General features: G+C 69.5%; 20 protein-coding genes. 9 read left to right on the forward strand and 11 right to left on the reverse strand.

Annotated features, from left to right (window positions below):
- Positions 1-4: 4 nt before the first annotated feature.
- On the reverse strand, positions 5-2,314 hold the full coding sequence (locus ACYQ78_RS14420) for a hypothetical protein (RefSeq protein WP_459801320.1): 2,310 nt from the start codon (positions 2,312-2,314) through the stop codon (positions 5-7).
- 115 nt (positions 2,315-2,429) lie between these two features.
- On the opposite strand from ACYQ78_RS14420, the gene ACYQ78_RS14425 reads away from it, so the two are divergent.
- From ACYQ78_RS14425 to ACYQ78_RS14440, 4 genes are all read left to right on the forward strand, one after another.
- Positions 2,430-2,858 carry a hypothetical protein gene (locus ACYQ78_RS14425; protein WP_459801321.1) on the forward strand — a complete coding sequence of 143 codons (429 nt, stop codon included), beginning with the start codon at positions 2,430-2,432 and terminating at the stop codon, positions 2,856-2,858.
- On the forward strand, positions 2,852-3,064 hold the full coding sequence (locus ACYQ78_RS14430) for a helix-turn-helix transcriptional regulator (protein ID WP_066359887.1): 213 nt from the start codon (positions 2,852-2,854) through the stop codon (positions 3,062-3,064). The genes ACYQ78_RS14425 and ACYQ78_RS14430 overlap by 7 nt, the downstream gene beginning before the upstream one ends.
- 5 nt (positions 3,065-3,069) lie before the next feature.
- On the forward strand, positions 3,070-3,996 hold the full coding sequence (locus tag ACYQ78_RS14435) for an NAD(P)-dependent alcohol dehydrogenase (RefSeq protein ID WP_459801322.1): 927 nt from the start codon (positions 3,070-3,072) through the stop codon (positions 3,994-3,996).
- Positions 3,997-4,108: 112 nt separating this feature from the next.
- On the forward strand, positions 4,109-5,866 hold the full coding sequence (locus ACYQ78_RS14440; RefSeq protein WP_459801323.1) for an endonuclease/exonuclease/phosphatase family protein: 1,758 nt from the start codon (positions 4,109-4,111) through the stop codon (positions 5,864-5,866).
- Positions 5,867-6,372: 506 nt separating this feature from the next.
- Here ACYQ78_RS14440 and ACYQ78_RS14445 read toward each other — a convergent pair.
- Genes ACYQ78_RS14445 through ACYQ78_RS14455 form a run of 3 tightly spaced genes read right to left on the reverse strand, consistent with a single transcriptional unit; the run spans position 6,373 to position 7,432 of the window.
- Positions 6,373-6,669: a hypothetical protein gene (locus ACYQ78_RS14445; RefSeq protein WP_459801324.1), complete on the reverse strand. Its 297-nt coding sequence runs from the start codon at positions 6,667-6,669 to the stop codon at positions 6,373-6,375.
- Between the two features lie 2 nt (positions 6,670-6,671).
- Entirely contained in the window at positions 6,672-7,106 is a 435-nt protein-coding gene (locus ACYQ78_RS14450) for a MerR family transcriptional regulator (protein WP_459801325.1), read from the reverse strand.
- On the reverse strand, positions 7,103-7,432 hold the full coding sequence (locus ACYQ78_RS14455) for a hypothetical protein (protein WP_459801326.1): 330 nt from the start codon (positions 7,430-7,432) through the stop codon (positions 7,103-7,105). The genes ACYQ78_RS14450 and ACYQ78_RS14455 overlap by 4 nt, the downstream gene beginning before the upstream one ends.
- 154 nt (positions 7,433-7,586) lie before the next feature.
- Here ACYQ78_RS14455 and ACYQ78_RS14460 point away from each other — a divergent pair, with 154 nt between their 5' ends.
- The gene (locus tag ACYQ78_RS14460) at positions 7,587-7,952 is read left to right on the forward strand and encodes a hypothetical protein (RefSeq protein ID WP_459801327.1); all 366 of its coding nucleotides are present in this window, start codon (positions 7,587-7,589) and stop codon (positions 7,950-7,952) included.
- Between the two features lie 34 nt (positions 7,953-7,986).
- Complete coding sequence (locus ACYQ78_RS14465) at positions 7,987-8,736, forward strand: class I SAM-dependent methyltransferase (RefSeq protein ID WP_459801328.1); 750 nt, start codon at positions 7,987-7,989, stop codon at positions 8,734-8,736.
- Here the strand turns inward: ACYQ78_RS14465 and ACYQ78_RS14470 are convergent.
- Complete coding sequence (locus tag ACYQ78_RS14470) at positions 8,717-9,379, reverse strand: response regulator (RefSeq protein ID WP_459801329.1); 663 nt, start codon at positions 9,377-9,379, stop codon at positions 8,717-8,719. The genes ACYQ78_RS14465 and ACYQ78_RS14470 overlap by 20 nt on opposite strands.
- Positions 9,376-10,464 (reverse strand): sensor histidine kinase, encoded by a 1,089-nt coding sequence (locus ACYQ78_RS14475; RefSeq protein WP_459801330.1) that lies wholly within the window; start codon positions 10,462-10,464, stop codon positions 9,376-9,378. Before ACYQ78_RS14475 ends, ACYQ78_RS14470 begins: the two co-directional genes overlap by 4 nt.
- A gap of 162 nt (positions 10,465-10,626) precedes the next feature.
- On the opposite strand from ACYQ78_RS14475, the gene ACYQ78_RS14480 reads away from it, so the two are divergent.
- Both ACYQ78_RS14480 and ACYQ78_RS14485 read left to right on the forward strand, forming a co-directional pair.
- A complete protein-coding gene (locus ACYQ78_RS14480) occupies positions 10,627-10,956 on the forward strand; it encodes a DUF6223 family protein (RefSeq protein ID WP_459801331.1) in 330 nt (109 codons plus the stop codon).
- A 69-nt stretch (positions 10,957-11,025) separates the two neighbouring features.
- Positions 11,026-12,264, forward strand: coding sequence for an APC family permease (locus tag ACYQ78_RS14485; protein WP_459801332.1), 1,239 nt, complete (start codon positions 11,026-11,028; stop codon positions 12,262-12,264).
- On the opposite strand, the gene ACYQ78_RS14490 is transcribed toward ACYQ78_RS14485, so the two are convergent.
- Complete coding sequence (locus ACYQ78_RS14490; protein ID WP_459801333.1) at positions 12,257-12,598, reverse strand: helix-turn-helix domain-containing protein; 342 nt, start codon at positions 12,596-12,598, stop codon at positions 12,257-12,259. The two genes, ACYQ78_RS14485 and ACYQ78_RS14490, sit on opposite strands and share 8 nt — an antisense overlap.
- Before the next feature lie 271 nt (positions 12,599-12,869).
- Between ACYQ78_RS14490 and ACYQ78_RS14495 the strand changes: the two genes are divergently transcribed.
- Entirely contained in the window at positions 12,870-13,148 is a 279-nt protein-coding gene (locus tag ACYQ78_RS14495; protein ID WP_459801334.1) for a hypothetical protein, read from the forward strand.
- A gap of 94 nt (positions 13,149-13,242) precedes the next feature.
- On the opposite strand, the gene ACYQ78_RS14500 is transcribed toward ACYQ78_RS14495, so the two are convergent.
- The 4 genes from ACYQ78_RS14500 to ACYQ78_RS14515 form a co-directional block, all read right to left on the reverse strand.
- The gene (locus tag ACYQ78_RS14500) at positions 13,243-13,476 is read right to left on the reverse strand and encodes a hypothetical protein (protein WP_459801335.1); all 234 of its coding nucleotides are present in this window, start codon (positions 13,474-13,476) and stop codon (positions 13,243-13,245) included.
- A 74-nt stretch (positions 13,477-13,550) separates the two neighbouring features.
- On the reverse strand, positions 13,551-14,246 hold the full coding sequence (locus ACYQ78_RS14505) for a hypothetical protein (RefSeq protein WP_459801336.1): 696 nt from the start codon (positions 14,244-14,246) through the stop codon (positions 13,551-13,553).
- Positions 14,243-15,148, reverse strand: a complete 906-nt coding sequence (locus ACYQ78_RS14510; RefSeq protein WP_459801337.1) for an ABC transporter ATP-binding protein — start codon at positions 15,146-15,148, stop codon at positions 14,243-14,245. The genes ACYQ78_RS14505 and ACYQ78_RS14510 overlap by 4 nt, the downstream gene beginning before the upstream one ends.
- A complete protein-coding gene (locus ACYQ78_RS14515) occupies positions 15,145-15,519 on the reverse strand; it encodes a GntR family transcriptional regulator (protein WP_459801338.1) in 375 nt (124 codons plus the stop codon). The genes ACYQ78_RS14510 and ACYQ78_RS14515 overlap by 4 nt, the downstream gene beginning before the upstream one ends.
- Positions 15,520-15,585: the final 66 nt, after the last annotated feature.

Genomic DNA, 15,585 nt, shown 5'->3' on the forward strand with positions numbered 1-15,585 from the left:
AGAGTTACTTCCGGTAGGTGACGGGCTTGTCGTTCTTGCCCGGGAAGGCCATGATCAGCAGTCGTTGGCCGCCGTCTTGCACGCCCTTCCACTTGAACCAGTCGTAGTGCACGCGGATCCGGTAATGACCCGCTCGGCCGTTCAGTGACAGGTCGGGGAACGTGGTGCCGCTCAGACCGTCCATCAGCACGATCTCGCCCGTGGGGCTCTCGTAGCCGACCTCGACGACGTGGTCCCAGCCCTTGGTCTCCACCGGCGGCCGGCGGCCGTAGGTCTCCAGGGTCACGCAGATGTCGTAGTCGGAGTGTGTCAGGACCATCAGGTGGCCGGGGATCGCCGCCGCCAAGCCGTCGTCCTGGGCTTTTTCCAGCAGGCCGTCGTCGAACGGATCTCCGCCGTCCTCGCTCGGCTCGTACGCTTCGAGGACCCCGTAGTCCGTCCATTGGGGTTCCTTCAGGCGGACCGCCTTCGCCGCCTTGATGAGCGGCCGGTGACGTGGACTCTCGTCACACATGCGCTGACTGTCGGCCTCCCACTCCTCCATCTCCCGGTCCTCTTCCGCGGACGCGGCCGCGGCCACGGCGCCGGCGCTGGGGCAGACCTCGGCGAGCGGGTAGGTCAGCGCGTCGCGCGTCAGGCCCCGCGCGGTCAGGTGGCGGGCGACCTCCTGGGGTTCGTCGCGGGTGTAGATCCCGCACAGCCAGCGGGCGTGGGTGAGGATCATGGCGTCGGGCGTGCCGGCCGCGAGGTTGATCACGCCTGATTCCCGGAGGGAGCAGATCAGACGCTGGTGCCCGGTGGGCTGAGGCAGCTCGGGCTCGCCCCGCCAGGGCTCGGCGGGAGCGCAGTCCTCGGCCGTGGTGACCGTGCCGCGGGCCAGGTCCGCCACGGGCGCGAACACGAGCGCGACCAGCGTGACGACCTGGGCCACGACGATCACGCGGCGGCGGACGGGCCGGGACAGCGGGGTCGGATAGAGGATCGGCAGGAGAAGGGCGGAGGCGAGCAGGGCCGCGCCGTACCAGGCCGGTGAGATGCCCAGGAAGTTCTCGGCGAACAGGCTGTCCGGGTAGATCTGCGCACCGTCGTAGAAACCGTCGAACTCGCCCGTCACCGGCTCCGCCGTGAGCGCGCTGACGAACGCCACGACGGCGGCGACGATCAGGGTCAGCCTCGTGAACCACAGGGTGCGCGGGGTCCGGCGGAGCACGGCGGCCAGGATCAGCAGCGCGGGCAGGCCGACACCGACGGCGACGTCCACGCCGAGCCAGGTCAGCGCGTTGCCGGTGCCGCCGTCCACCCGGAAGAAGCGCTCGATCACGCCTCGGGGCCCGATCCAGTGGTATCTGCCCTGCGCGAGATTGACGGCGGCCGGGATCACCGGCAGCGCGACGGCCACGGCGGCGAGCGGCCACCATCGGGCCGCCGCCCGCACCGGCGCCGGTTTCGGGTACGGCCGGGGAAGCGGGTTGGCCAGGTCATGGGCGGTCCTGGCGTCCCACACCAGCCCGAAGACGCTGACGGCGCCGAGAAGAGTGAAGATCAAGAAGGTGTCCGGGAAGCCGTTGCCGCCGTACGACACGATCCCGGACGGCTGGACGACCGTCATCACCTGCGCGACGACGCCGATCCAGACGGTCGCCGCGCTCCAGCGAGGATCCTTGGCCTGGGCGATCAGGATCGACGCCGACCACGCCAGCCAGACCAGGCCGAACCCGCCGATCAGGACCAGGATCTCTCCAGCGGAGGAGAAGCTCAGGAAGTCGGCGATCTCCTGACCCAGGCTGCTCGCCACGGCGATGGTCCCGGCGACGAGCGAGAACAGCCGTAAGCCACGGGAGACGCTGTCCCGGAGCACCAGGAAGAACAGCCAGACGACCGCCCCCTGCACACAGCAGGAGACGATGCCGGTCACCGTCCAGACCCAGTAGATCTCCCAGGCGTAGATCACCGGGGAGAGGACCATCATGAGCAGGCCGTAGCCGACCCCGACGTACAGGGCGAGCCGCAGCAGCCCGACCTTCCCGCCCCGCTCGGTCAGCTCGCCACGGGTACGCCCGCGCAGCACCTGCCACAGGGCCCAGGCCTGAACCGCCCCGACGAGGATCAGGACGAGCGCCAGCCCCCACGAGACGGGAGGAGGCGCGCCTTCGTCAGGACCGAAGAACCAGTTCATGCCGGAGTCCCGGGTGACGACCGTACGGAGAAGATCGCCGTGGACGGTGGTGAGCGCGAGCCCACCCAGCACGGCGACGACCGCGAGATAGCCGAGCGCGACAAGACCGGCGATCCTGCCGAAACGATAGCGACGCACAGCAACCTTCAGTGACGAGCCGGGACAAAGCGGCCCCACGCTAGCAGCCCCCACCGACGGAAACTGATGTAAAGAAAACTAGACACGGTGTCTAACTTGCTTTACCTTCAAGAGCATGACAATGTTGGAGAAGAGGGCCTGGATATACCTGTCCGTCACCCTCGTCATCTACTGCGGCTACATCGTCGCCATCCTCACCCGCAAGGGCGCCGGCGCGCTCACCGACGTCGACTACGTCCCCGTCCTCCTCTGGTCGCTCGGCATCTCCATCGTCAGCTCGATCGTGGTGAGCATCGTGAGCGCGATGTTCGGCGACCGCAGCACCCGCACCGACGTCCGCGACCGGGAGATCGACCAGATGGGTGACCGCGTCGGCCAGGCCTTCACCGTCATCGGCGCCCTGGGCGCGTTCGTCCTGGCGCTGCTCGAAGCGCCCTACTTCTGGATCGCCAACATCATCTACCTGGGCTTCGCCCTGACGATGATCGTCGGCTCGCTGGCCAAGGTCATCGCCTACCGGCGAGGCGGGTTCCAGCAGTGGTGAAACCCACGAAGGTCACCAACACCATCCGCGCCCTGCGCTTCGCCAACGGCGAGATGACCCAGGCCGACCTGGCCGACCGTCTCGGCGTCACCCGGCAGACCGTCATCGCCATCGAACAGGGCCGCTACTCACCCTCGCTCGAAATGGCCTTCCAGATCGCCCGCGTCTTCGACGTCTCCTTGGAAGAGGTGTTCCAGTACCCGTGAAAGCCATGGTGCACAGAACCTACGGCAGCCTTGAGCAGGCCGAACTCCCCGTCCCCGTCCCGAAGGACGACGAGGTCCTCATCCGCGTGAAGGCCGCCGGGGTCGACCCCGGAGTCTCCTACCGGATGACCGGCGTACCGTACCTGATGCGGCTTTTCGGCTTCGGCCTGACCAGGCCGAAGCAGCCCATCGCGGGAGGCGACGTCGCCGGCGTCGTCGAGAAGGTCGGCGCGAAGGTCACCCGCCTGAAGGCGGGCGACGAGGTCTTCGGCGCCGCCGTGGGCGGCTTCGCCGAGTACGTCGTCGCCAAAGAGAACCTCCTGGTGCTGAAACCGGCCAACCTGACCTTCGAACAGGCGGCCGCCGTCCCCACATCGGCCCTCACCGCGCTGCGCGGCGCCAAGGAGGCGGGGACGGGCAAGAAAGCCCTGGTCATCGGCGCCGCCGGCGGAATCGGAACGTTCCTGGTCCAGCTGCACGAGGGCGAGGTCACCGCCGTGTGCAGTGGTGGAAAAGCCGATCTTGTACGTGAACTCGGCGCCACCCACGTCGTCGACTACACCAAAGAGGACCTCGGCACCGGCACCTATGATGTGGTCTACGACGTCTACGGCAGCCGCGACGTGAACGTTCTCCGCAGGCGCCTCACCCCTCGCGGGCAGTTGATCATCCTGGGCGGCATGTCGAAGGGAAAGGTGACCGGCCTCGGCCGCCAGTTCCGGGCGCTCGGCCTCAACCTGTTCGTGAAACAGCAGCTCAAGGTACTGATCGCGCTCCCGACCCTGGCCGACTACGAAGACCTGCGCGAACGCCTCGCCGCGGGCACCCTGGTCCCCTACGTCGACCGGACCTACCCGCTGGCGGAAGCGAAGCAGGCCATCGACCACGTGATGGCCGGCCACGCGAAGGGCAAGAGCGTCATCACCCTGTGACGGGCCCCCAGTGTTGGGCCGTGGTTCGGCTCGGCGCGACCGGGATGTCACTCGGCGGGCACGCCGGATGCGGACGATCGCGGGCGTCCGCCCCTCGCTCCCGGGAGCACGCATGCGACGACTTCTCGCCCTGGTGCTGGCCGTCCTGGCCGTCACTCTGACCGTCCGGCCCGCCCAGGCCGCCGCCGACGGGACGCTGACGGTGACGTCGGCATCCGTCACGGTCGGCTCCGACATCCGGTTCGCCTACTCCACGCCCCGGCCGAACGCCACGAACTGGGTCGGGCTCTACAGCGATCCCGGCAACGGGCCCGTCAACGAGACCAACGTCGGCCCGTCGACCAAGTGGGTGTACGCCGCGTCCGCCAACGGGACCGGCACGCTGCCGACCGCGGGGCTGGCCCCCGGGAACTACAAGCTCTTCTACCTGTACAACGACGGGTACACCTGGCTCGCCCAGCCGGTCTCACTCCAGTTGACCGCGCCCTCGTCGGGCACGCTGACACTCTCCTCGGCCACGGTGGCGTCGGGCAGCCCGATCCAGCTCGGCTACTCGACGACCAGGCCGAACGCCAAGAACTGGGTGGGGCTCTACCGGAACCCGGGCAACGGCCCCGTCAACCAGGCGTACGTCGGGGCCTCGCTGGCCTGGACGTACACCACCGGCTCCAGTGGCTCCGCCTCCCTGCCGACCTCGGGGCTGGGCGCGGGCGACTACATCGTCTACTACCTGTACAACGACGGGTACACCTGGCTCGCCCAGCCCGTCACGCTGCGGATCACCGGCAACACCGCGCCGCGCTTCCCCGCGTCGGCGTTCACGCTGCGCAACGCCAAGGTCGGCACCGCCTACTCGGCGACGGTCGGCGGGCTCGTCCCGGGCGCCACGTTCACCAAGACCTCGGGTCCCGCCTGGGCGTCGGTGTCCTCCTCGGGCACGGTGACCGGGACGCCGACCTCGGCAGGCGACGCCGTCCTCGGCATCCGGGCCGTCACCTCCTCCGGTACGGCCGACGCGACCGTGACGGTCCGCGTACAGTCGGGCGCGCTGGTGCCGCAGCTGAAGGCGCTCAGCTGGAACCTCTGGCACGGCGGCACCCAGGTGGCCAACGGCCTGGACAGGCAGCTGAAGTTCCTGCTCGAAAGCGACGTCGACGTCGTCGGGATCCAGGAGAACGAGGGCTCGGCCGCCCAGACCCTCGCGTCCGCCCTCGGGTGGTCCTACTTCCAGAACTCCGACACCGCCGTCCTGAGCCGCTACCCGATCACCGCCACGACCCCGACCGTCGCGGGCAGCGCCGTCGCCGCCAAGATCAACCTCGGCGCCCGTTCCCTCCGCCTCTGGAGCGCCCACCTCGGCTACACGCCCTACGGCCCCTACGACGCCTGCTTCGGCCGGATGACCGTCCAGCAGCTCCTCAGCCGTGAGTCCAGCTCGGGCCGTACCGGCCAGATCAACGCCATCATCAGCGCGATGTCCGCCGACCTCGCCGCCTCGGCGACCACCCCGGTCCTCCTGACGGGCGACTTCAACGCCCCGTCCCACCTCGACTGGACGTCGGCGAACCCCCACTGCGGCTACGGCTCGGTCGCCTGGCCCACCTCCACCGCCCCGGCCAACGCGGGCCTCACCGACTCCTACCGCCAGGCCCACCCCAACCCGGCGACCCACCCGGGCATCACCTGGTCACCGATCTTCAAGACCTTCACCGGCGGCTACGGCTACAACTCCCACACCGGTGAACCCGAGCCCCAGGACCGCATCGACTTCGTCCACTACCGAGGCCCCCTCACCGTCCTCTCCTCAGAAACCATCGCGGAAGGAACCTCCGACCACGCCGCGGTCCTCACCGTCTTCCAGGTCAACTGAGCCACCCGGGCCCTGATCCCATCCGACCGGATGGGATCAGGTTCCACGAGTCGTTGTTCTGCAGGGCATCGCGGACGGCCTCCGGTCGATGAGGTGGAGAACTCTCTCGGCCTGCAGGTCAAGGGTTCCTGGCGGGTTGTGCGGCGTGGCCGGGCCGTCCGGGCCCAGTTGCAGGAACCAGCCCAGCGCGACCAGCAGGCGAAAACCTCGCACCCGCTCGGAGTCCAGGGCGCTGTCGTGACGGGAGATGTGCTCCGCGACCTCGGCGATCTCGAAGGCCCTGGGCCGGATTCGCCGCAGTCTGCAGCGCGTCCTTACCGATCAGCGCCCAGCCGATCAGTGCCAGCAGCCCGACCACGCCTGCGGCGCTGAATCACCCCGCCTCGCCATGACCGCATCTGAGCCATCCTGCCGAAGCACACCGGCAAGGGGCGCGAACCGTGACGAGCGCGTGAAACTGCTCGCTCTTAAGCAACTGCTGTGCGGTCGTACGACTTCCCTCTGACTCAACACCGACCGCAACCGCATGAGCTGCCGTGTTCTTCGCGTTCAGTTCTTCTTCGATGCAGCCACCACATGCTCGCCGCGGCCGCGAGCAGCGATCCGGCGGCCACCAAGAGCGTCGATTCGGCCAGCGCCGCACCGGCGCTCGTGAGCAGACCCGCGCCGATCAGGATCGGGAGGGCGCAGCAGGCAGCGCAGGCCAGCAGCGCCAGCGTGGCGGCGATCTTGCTCCGGCGAGGTGGACCGTCGTCATTCCGGGTGACGACGGGCAGCGTGGGGCGGCCAGGCGGAACGGCCATGATCAGTTCTCCTCGGAGACGTGGTCCGCGGCGAGGTCGGCCAGCGGCAGCGGGCAGTCCGGGCAGGTGCAGTCGGTCAGGCTGTCGCAGCCTGCGGCGACCACCTGTGTGAGTGCCGCGCGGATCGTGGTCAGGTCGGCGATGCGGGCGTCCACCTCGGCGATCTTGGCTTCGGCGCTGGCCCGCAGATCGGGGGTGAGATGACCGCGCCGGCCGGTGTCGATCAGCCCGGCGACCTCGTCGAGGGTGAAACCGAGGCGCTGGGCGGCCTTGATCACGGTCAGCAGCGTGACCGTCTCCGGCGGATAGGCGCGATGTCCGCCGGGGCTCCGCCGGGGTTCGGAGATCAGGCCGCGGCGTTCGTAGTAGCGCAGGGTCTGCGGATTGACCCCGGCTTGCTCGGCCACCTGCCCACTCCGCAGGTACGGGCCGTTCACGTCTCCCCCAAAGATCCGCTCAGGCGGGTCTCGAGTGCGTCCAGAACCGGCGTCCATTCCGGCGGCACCGCCACATCCAGCGCGAGGCTCCCGGCGGCGACGGTCAGGGTGAAGGTGAAGAAGGAGCAGCAGCCGTTCTCCCGCACGGCAAGATCGGCGGTCCTGGCGGCGTTCTCGGGGCTGAAGACGAGATCCAGCGTGAGCCGGGCCCGCTCCGGTCTGGCCACCGAACGAACCGCCTCGCGGAAAAGACCGTCGAACTCGGCCACCCGCAACGGCCTCTCGGCGGCCGGCAGAGTGCAGGCGGAGGGCGTGTCTGGTGTCATGTCCCGACGGTAAGCCTGTACCCAGGTACCGGATGCAATGGGCGAACGAATCCGGTCACCCGTATCCGATGCCGAAATTCGATCGGGTAACGGCGGCCAACGCCTCTTAAGTCTCCTACGTCCTGTAGTGACTCACTCATTACAGGAGCCCCAGATGTCCGAGCAGCCTCATTACCCGCCGCAGCAGCAGTACCCGACGGGCTTCCACCCTCAGCAGCCCACAGGTCCCCACCCTGCCTACGGCCAGCAGCCTCCGATGGCGTACGGAGCACCTGCCGCGATGCCCTACCCGGTGGCCCAGTACGCACCCCAGCCCTACCCACAGCAGCCGGTGTACGTCCAACCGGTGTACGTGCAGCAACCCGCGCCTCACGCCATGCCGATCTACCCTCGGATGTCCGTCACTGCGCCCCGCTGGACCGTCGGCGAGATCTTCTTCGTTCTCATCACCGGCGGGTTGGCGTGGCCCTTCATCTACCTCAGCCACCGGGGCCGGAAGACCGTGACCCGCCACTACTGATTCCGGCGGCCCTGGGTCGCATACGTTCGCTTGCATGGTTGACGCAATGTTCGGGAATCCGCGCCTGGCCGCCATCTACGACCCGCTCGACCCGGACCGCGGCGATCTCGACGCCTATCTCGCGATGGCAGACGAGTTCGGCGCGCGATCGGTGCTGGACATCGGCTGCGGGACGGGCGTGTTCGCGCTGCTGCTGGCCGGGCGCGGGATCGCGGTCACCGGGGTCGACCCGGCGCGGGCGTCCGTCGACGTCGCGCGGGGCAAGCCGGGCGCCGAGCGGGTGCGCTGGCTCGTCGGCGACGCCGGAGACCTGCCGGCGATGCAGGTCGACCTGGTGACGATGACCGGGAACGTCGCCCAGGCCATCATCGACCCGCAGCCGTGGCGGACGACGCTGCGCGGCGCGCACGAGGCGCTGCGGCCCGGCGGGCGGCTGGTCTTCGAGACGCGCGATCCGGCTCAGCGGATATGGGAGGCGTGGGCGCGGTGGTCGCGCGAGACCACGTACCGCAAGACGGACATTCCGGGTGTCGGCCAGGTCGAGTGCTGGGCCGAGCTGACGGACGTGAGCCTGCCGCTGGTCAGCTTCCGGGGCACGCACGTCTTCGCGGACGGAGAGGTGCTGATCTCGGAATCGACGCTCCGGTTCCGCGAACGTGCGGAGATCGAGCGGGACCTGCACGAGCACGGTTTCGTCGTCGAGGACGTCCGCGACGCACCCGACCGGCCGGGCGGCGAGTTCGTGTTCGTGGCGCGACGTGAGATCAGAGGTTCCGTGGGGTGACGAGGCCGGACTCGTAGGCGAGGATCACGAGCTGGGCGCGGTCGCGGGCGTGGAGCTTGGTCATGGCCCGGTTGACGTGGGTCTTCGCGGTCAGCGGGCTGATCACCATGTGGTCGGCGATCTGGTCGTTGGACAGACCCTTCGCCACCAGGGCGACGGCTTCGCGCTCCCGGTTGGTCAGCTCCTTCAGCCCACGGGACACCCCGGGGTGAAGCGGCTGCGTGACGTACCTGTCGATGAGTCTGCGGGTGATCGACGGGGCCAGCAGCGCGTCGCCACGCGCGGCGACCCGCACGGCGTGCAGGAAGTCCTCGGGCACGATGTCCTTGACGAGGAATCCGGCCGCACCGGCGCGCAGCGCGTTGAAGACGTATTCGTCGAAGCCGTAGTTGGTCAGGACGACGACGCGCACCCCGGAAAGGGCGGGTTCCGCGGCGATGCGCCGGGTCGCCTCGATGCCGTCGAGGACCGGCATCTGGATGTCGATGAGGACGATGTCGGGCACCAGCCGCCTGGCCAGCGCGAGACCCTCCTCCCCGTCGCTCGCCTCGCCCACCACCTCGATGTCGTCTTCGAGGTCGAGGAGCGCCCGGAATCCGCTGCGGAGGAGAGGCTGGTCGTCGACCAGCAGGACCCGGATCATGCCGGCACCGGAAGTTCGGCCTGGACGGTGAAGCCGCCCTCGTCACGCGGTTCCGCGCGTAACCGGCCGCCGAGGGCGGTGACGCGTTCGCGCATGCCGAGCAGCCCGACGCCGGGAACCGGGGCGGTGCCGGGTGTGGCCCTGCCGTCGTCGTCGACACGGATGACCAGGGCGCCGGGACGATAGTCGATGCGGACCGAAGCCGTCGCGGCGGCGGCGTGCCGGGCGACGTTGGTCAGTGACTCCTGGACGATCCGGTAGGCGGTCCGGTCGACCGCCGCCGGCAGGTCCCGCCGTTGGCCCTCGATCGTCAGCCGCGCGTCCAGGCCGGTGGTGCGGGCGCGTTCGACCAGGTCGTGGATGTCGTCGATCCCCTGGGGCGGATTCCCGCCGTCCTCGCGTAGCGTCTCCAGGGTCGCGCGCAGCTCCCGGGCCGCCTCACGACCGGCCTCCCGGATCACCAGCAGCGACTCCGGCACCCGCTCCCCGCGCTTCTGCGCGACGTGGACGGCGGCCTCGGCCTGCACCTTGATGACCGAGATCTGGTGGGTGAGCGAGTCGTGCAGCTCCCGTGCGATGTGCAGCCGCTCCTGGTCGGCGCGGTGCCGGGCGGTCTCCTCACGGGTCCGCTCGGCTTCGTCGGCTCGCCGTTCGGCCTGCCGCAGCGCCTCACCAGCGGCGCCCGCCGCGATCAGCCAGGCCAGTTCCAGGGCGCCCCTGGCCTGCGCGAACGCCTCGCCCGTGTCGTGCAGGCCCGAAGCCATGGCCGCGAGGGGGAGGGCGACCAGCATGATCACACTGGCGGCCACGGTGACGGTGCGGTGCCCGGCCCGTACGGCGGCGTACACCGCGAAGAGGTAGGCGACGGCGGGCACGTCGAAACCCACCGCCTGGTAGCCGACCGCGCACGCCCCCGTGACGACCAGGACGGCGACCGGAGCCCGGCGCCGCGCGACCAGGGCCAGACCGCCCACGACCAGCAACGCATACCCGAGTAAGGCGGAATCGGGCCCGGACAGCCCCGTGACCAGCAGCGCCGTCGCCACACAGACGGCGATCGCCCAGTCGGTGACGGCGGTGCCCATAGGCGCACCATAACCCGGCGTCCACACGGGAGAATCCTGCGCGCGGACGATCGGCTGGCTACCGCGGATGCGGTACCGATTGTCTGCGCACGCCGGACGACGGGCGGCGGGTCGGGTGGACATGATCGGGCTCATCCACCCGTTCGGAGCTGGGAGCGCCACATGTCGATCCACCTGATCCTCGCCGATCCCGTCGGCGCGTACACACTGACCGGCGGCCGGGTGTGGTCCTTGGTGGCCGCACTGGTCGCGCTGGCCGGCGCGGTCATGGGCGGGCTGGCCCTGTCCCGCGCCCCTCGTGACAGGCGGGGGACCGTCGTCGCGCTGGTGACGGGACCGGTCGGCGTCGTCGTCGGCGGCCTGGTCGTGGCCACCGCCGAGGGCGGTCCCGGAACCGGTTCAGGAATCGTCGGAGGCGTGGTGGCCCTGGTACTGGGCCTGATCGCCACCACCCTGGGAACACTGGCCATGGCCCGTAACCGCCGGCCATGACCCTCGATCAGCGTTCACGCTGGTCCTATAGCCTGCGTCCGATAGCGAACCCGGCGCTGGGAGTGAGTCATGGACACGTCCACGCTGAAGCGGCGCCTGGGGGTGTTCGACGCCGTGATGATCGGCCTCGGCTCGATGATCGGAGCCGGGATCTTCGCGGCGCTCGCCCCCGCCGCCTCGGCGGCCGGATCAGGGCTCCTGCTCGGACTGGCCCTCGCCGCGGTGGTCGCCTACTGCAACGCCACCTCCTCCGCCCGGCTCGCCGCCCGCTATCCGCAGTCCGGCGGAACCTACGTCTACGGGCGGGAGCGGCTCGGCGAGTTCTGGGGCTACCTGGCCGGATGGGCCTTCGTGATCGGCAAGATCGCGTCCTGCGCGGCGATGGCCCTGACGGTCGGCTCCTACATGTGGCCCGGCCAGGAGCACGCGGTCGCGGTCGCGGCGGTGGTCGCGCTGACCGCCGTGAACTACGTCGGCGTGCACAAGTCGGCGCTCCTGACCCGCGTGATCGTCGCCGTCGTCCTGGCCGTCCTCGCCGCCGTGGCCACCGTCTGCCTCACCACCGGCGCCGCCGACGTGACCCGGCTCGACATCGGCGCGGACGCCTCCTTCACCGGCGTGCTCCAGGCCGCGGGCCTGCTGTTCTTCGCCTTCGCCGGGTACGCGCGCATCGCCACCCTCGGCGAGGAGGTCCGCGACCCCGAACGGACCATCCCCCGCGCGATCCCCCTCGCGCTCGGCATCACTCTGGTCGTGTACGCACTGGTGGCCGTCTGCGTCCTGCTGGTCCTCGGCCCCGGCCTGCTCGCCCACACCACCGCTCCGCTGGTCGAAGCCGTTCGGGTGGCCGGCGCCCCGGCGCTGACGCCGTTCGTGCAGATCGGTGCCGCGGTGGCCGCGCTCGGCTCGCTGCTCGCCCTGATCCTGGGCGTCTCGCGCACCACTCTGGCCATGGCCCGCGATCGGCACCTGCCGCACGTCCTGGCCGCCGTCCACCCCCGATTCCAGGTGCCCCACCGCGCCGAACTCGCCGTGGGCGCGGTCGTCGCGGTCCTCGCCGCCACGACGGACGTGCGGGGCGCGATCGGCTTCTCGTCGTTCGGCGTGCTGGTCTACTACGCGGTCGCGAATGCGTCCGCCTGGACCTTGAGCGCCACCGAGGGCAGGCCTGCCCGCATCGTGCCAATCGTCGGTACGGCCGGCTGCCTGGTCTTGGCCTTCGCCCTGCCCCTGAACTCCGTGCTGACAGGCGCGGCAGTGATCGCGGCCGGGGCCGCCGTCTATGGGCTGCGCAAAGTACTCACCTGAATATGGACACCACCAGAGGCTCGATTTCGGTGATGTCGTCGTCGACGATGAGCTCGACGCGGAACCGCACTCCCATCGCCGCACCCAGGCGTACCAGCGTGGCTATATCGGGGATGCCGCCCCCGCTCTCAATGCGAGACAGAGCAGGCTGGGACATCCCCGCCCGTTCCGCTACGACTTTCTGGGACAGACCCCGGCGTCGGCGGATCTCACGCAACTGATCACCGAGCTCGAGGTCACGGCCCGCCTGCTCGTATTCGGGGTGAGGCTGCGCATCTGCTTCCATCTGGCGCAGACGCTTCGCCTTGTAGGTTTCCCAACGGCTGTGACTCATCGTGCGCTCCTCTCGAAAACGTGCGTGACCGTGACCACAAGGTCAATCGCCAGGTCGTCCGGTCGAGAGCAACGCGCGGTTCATGGACACCCTCGGCGTCTCTCAGCTTCTTTACATGATCGCCATCGGCGACACCGCCCGTGACGAGGTAGTCGTCCACATTCCCATGAAGCATCACGTCTGCCCGCTTCTTGAGTAGGGGGCGACTCATGCGCGGGGTCGTTGGGAGAGGGACCTTGGCGGGGAGTCACCTTCGACAGAGGAGAGCACCATGGCCAGGAAGGTCGCCACCATCGGGGTAACACTGGACACCAACCCGCCACGCCCCTCGGGCGGAGCGGGCGAGGTCGTGGTCCAGGTCGGCTCCGCCGAGGTTCTGCTCGAGTGGAAGGACGGCGTGATCTCCGACGTCCGTGCCATCGGCGAGAGCGCCCCCATCAACGAGATGCAGACCGTGGAACAGGAGACCGGCGCCATCGTGTGCTACCGCTGCGCGGTCGACACCGAGACCGGCGCCTGGTGGTGCTGGCAGGTGATCTGCGGCACCTGAGGGCTTCACGAAAGGTGATCGCCCGGCATCTGCAGCGGTCCCAGCTGTGAATTTCGGCGGTCACCGCCCGGGAGGTGACCGCCTGGCGCGACGCTCAGGAGTCGCGGCGGGCATTCCTGCGCGACGCGATGAAGACGGCCCAGGCGGCCACACCCAGGCCCGGACCGAAGAACGAACCCAGCCCGATTCCATAAGTGAGGTCGTCGAAGGAACCCCCGACGACGACGCCGACGAGGAGGCCGAAGACAGCGCCGAATGCGATCCAGATCCCGAGATTTGCCCAGATCCCGAGACCTGCGGCGGGCGGGGGCGTGTCATTGTTCGTCATTGCATCTCTCCCGAGGACGGTGGCGGACAGGGCTGACAATCCGGCGGCCCATCACGGCCGAGTGCCCGCCGCGCCTACGCCGTCGCACGGCGGATGAGCCTGTACCCGCCGGCCGCGCACGCGGCGGCCACCAGGACCGGCCAGCCGGCGAGCAGCGCCGTGGGGGACTGGTCGAGCAACCAGCGGCCGATCGCGTGCCATTGCCGGGTCCACGTGATCAGCGCGGCGGCCAGCCCGAGCGCCGTGAACGTCAGGGTGAGGCTGGCGAGGACGCCGGTCGTGCCCCAGCGCAGGTACAACGTGCCGAGCAGGATTCCGAGGTGGGTCACGACCAGCATGGGTACGGCGTACCCGAGCAGGAGCAGCACCGGGTTGGCGTCATCCATGAACGGCAGGCCGAAGAAGCGCATCCCCCACCCCCAGTAGCCGGTGGCCTGTTCCACGGCGTGCAGCAGGCAGAGCACCAGCGCGTAGAGCACCGACTGGACGACCGCGAGCAGCGACCAGGCCAGGTAGAACTCCCGGCGGGTCACGCTCATGCCCAGTGCGTACGGGAAGATCTGGGTGACCGAGACGGTGGCCAGCCCGATCGCGCCGCCGCACAGGCCGACCACACCGGCGGTGGTCGTCACACCGTCGCCCGGGTCGTGGTTCGCCATGACGCCCAGCAGGTTGATGACGAACGCGACGGCCGTCATGCCCCACGTCCAGCCCACGATCTGCGGCCAGGCCGGCATCTGGAGACGGGCCACCTGAAGGATGCGGTTCATCGGGCGGCCTCCCGGTCCGCCGGCGCCGTTGGCGTCGGCGGTACGGTCAGGCGGACCACGAGTTGCTGCAGCGATAACGGCTCCAGCTCGACGTTCAGCGTCCGCGCGAGCGCCTTCGCCTGCGGTCCGAGCCCATCGAGGACGGTCGCCCGGGTCAGGCCGCTCAACCGCTCGCGGTGCAACTCGGTGCGTCCGGCGGCGAACCCGTCCACGGCCTCCGCCTGTCCGGTGGCCGCCACCGCCCGCCCGCGCAGGTCGTCGGCGTCCTCGTCGAGCAGCAGGCGGCCACGGTCGATGAGCAGCACCCGCTCGACCAGATCGCTCACCTCGTCGATGAGATGGGTGGACAGCACCACGGTGCGGGGATGCCCGGCGTAGTCGGCGAGCAGGCGGTCGTAGAAAAGCTGCCGGGCGGCCGGGTCGAGCCCGAGGTACGGCTCATCGAAGAACGTCAGGGGCGCCCGCGCGGCCAGCCCGACGGTCACGCCGAGGGCCGACAGCATGCCCCGCGAGAGCCTGCGGACCAGCCGCCCGGCCGGTAACTGGAAGTCCGCGGCGAGGCTGTGCGCGAACGTGTCGTCCCAGTTCGCGAACAGCCGGCGTGCGGTGTGTAAGACGTGGCGCACGGTGTAGACGTGGGGGTAGCGCTGGCTCTCCCGGACGAAACAGACCTTCGACAGGACGGCCGGGTTCTCCGCCGGTGGCGCGTCGAAGACCGACACACTCCCCGACGACGCGAACGCCTGCCCGGTGAGGATCTGCATCAGAGTGGTCTTGCCCGCCCCGTTGCGCCCGAGCAGGCCGTAGATCGTATGCTCGGCCAGCGCGAAGCTCACGTCGTCGAGCGCCGTGACGTCACCAAAGCGCTTGGTCAGCCCGTGTGCGGTTGCCACCGCCGTCATCCCAGGTCCCTTCCGACAACCGCACCGGATGAATCGATCATCTTCATCAGCTCGTCGTGGCCGATGCCGAGCTTGCGGGCCTCGGCGAGCAGGGGTTCCACGTACTGCTCGGTGAACCGTTCCCGTCGCCGCTCGCGCAGCCGGTCCCGGGCGCCACCGGCGACGAACATGCCGATGCCGCGCCGCTTGTAGAGCGTTCCGTCCGACACGAGTTGGTTGACGCCCTTGGCCGCGGTGGCCGGGTTGATCCGGTGAAAGGCGGCAAGCTCGTTGGTGGACGGGACTTGGGCCTCCTCCACCAGCGACCCGTCGATGATGGAGTTCTCGATCAGCTCGGCGATCTGAAGGAAGATCGGTCGGTCGTCGTCCATCGTTGGCTTAGCCGCCCAACTGGTTAGCTACATGTGTAACTAACCATGCAACATGGCCCCGCGGCC

The organism is Herbidospora sp. RD11066, from assembly GCF_054661255.1.

What these genes read in the sequence shown, in the direction of transcription:
- ACYQ78_RS14510 (WP_459801337.1), bottom strand. Translation starts at nt 15,148, where the DNA reads ATGACGGCGGTGGCAACCGCACACGGGCTGACCAAGCGCTTTGGTGAC.
- ACYQ78_RS14455 (WP_459801326.1), bottom strand. Translation starts at nt 7,432, where the DNA reads ATGACACCAGACACGCCCTCCGCCTGCACTCTGCCGGCCGCCGAGAGG.
- ACYQ78_RS14495 (WP_459801334.1), top strand. Translation starts at nt 12,870, where the DNA reads ATGGCCAGGAAGGTCGCCACCATCGGGGTAACACTGGACACCAACCCG.
- ACYQ78_RS14445 (WP_459801324.1), bottom strand. Translation starts at nt 6,669, where the DNA reads ATGGCCGTTCCGCCTGGCCGCCCCACGCTGCCCGTCGTCACCCGGAAT.
- ACYQ78_RS14490 (WP_459801333.1), bottom strand. Translation starts at nt 12,598, where the DNA reads ATGAGTCACAGCCGTTGGGAAACCTACAAGGCGAAGCGTCTGCGCCAG.
- ACYQ78_RS14500 (WP_459801335.1), bottom strand. Translation starts at nt 13,476, where the DNA reads ATGACGAACAATGACACGCCCCCGCCCGCCGCAGGTCTCGGGATCTGG.
- ACYQ78_RS14440 (WP_459801323.1), top strand. Translation starts at nt 4,109, where the DNA reads ATGCGACGACTTCTCGCCCTGGTGCTGGCCGTCCTGGCCGTCACTCTG.
- ACYQ78_RS14515 (WP_459801338.1), bottom strand. Translation starts at nt 15,519, where the DNA reads ATGGACGACGACCGACCGATCTTCCTTCAGATCGCCGAGCTGATCGAG.
- ACYQ78_RS14480 (WP_459801331.1), top strand. Translation starts at nt 10,627, where the DNA reads ATGTCGATCCACCTGATCCTCGCCGATCCCGTCGGCGCGTACACACTG.
- ACYQ78_RS14475 (WP_459801330.1), bottom strand. Translation starts at nt 10,464, where the DNA reads ATGGGCACCGCCGTCACCGACTGGGCGATCGCCGTCTGTGTGGCGACG.
- ACYQ78_RS14460 (WP_459801327.1), top strand. Translation starts at nt 7,587, where the DNA reads ATGTCCGAGCAGCCTCATTACCCGCCGCAGCAGCAGTACCCGACGGGC.
- ACYQ78_RS14470 (WP_459801329.1), bottom strand. Translation starts at nt 9,379, where the DNA reads ATGATCCGGGTCCTGCTGGTCGACGACCAGCCTCTCCTCCGCAGCGGA.
- ACYQ78_RS14465 (WP_459801328.1), top strand. Translation starts at nt 7,987, where the DNA reads ATGGTTGACGCAATGTTCGGGAATCCGCGCCTGGCCGCCATCTACGAC.
- ACYQ78_RS14485 (WP_459801332.1), top strand. Translation starts at nt 11,026, where the DNA reads ATGGACACGTCCACGCTGAAGCGGCGCCTGGGGGTGTTCGACGCCGTG.
- ACYQ78_RS14425 (WP_459801321.1), top strand. Translation starts at nt 2,430, where the DNA reads ATGACAATGTTGGAGAAGAGGGCCTGGATATACCTGTCCGTCACCCTC.
- ACYQ78_RS14505 (WP_459801336.1), bottom strand. Translation starts at nt 14,246, where the DNA reads ATGAACCGCATCCTTCAGGTGGCCCGTCTCCAGATGCCGGCCTGGCCG.
- ACYQ78_RS14435 (WP_459801322.1), top strand. Translation starts at nt 3,070, where the DNA reads ATGGTGCACAGAACCTACGGCAGCCTTGAGCAGGCCGAACTCCCCGTC.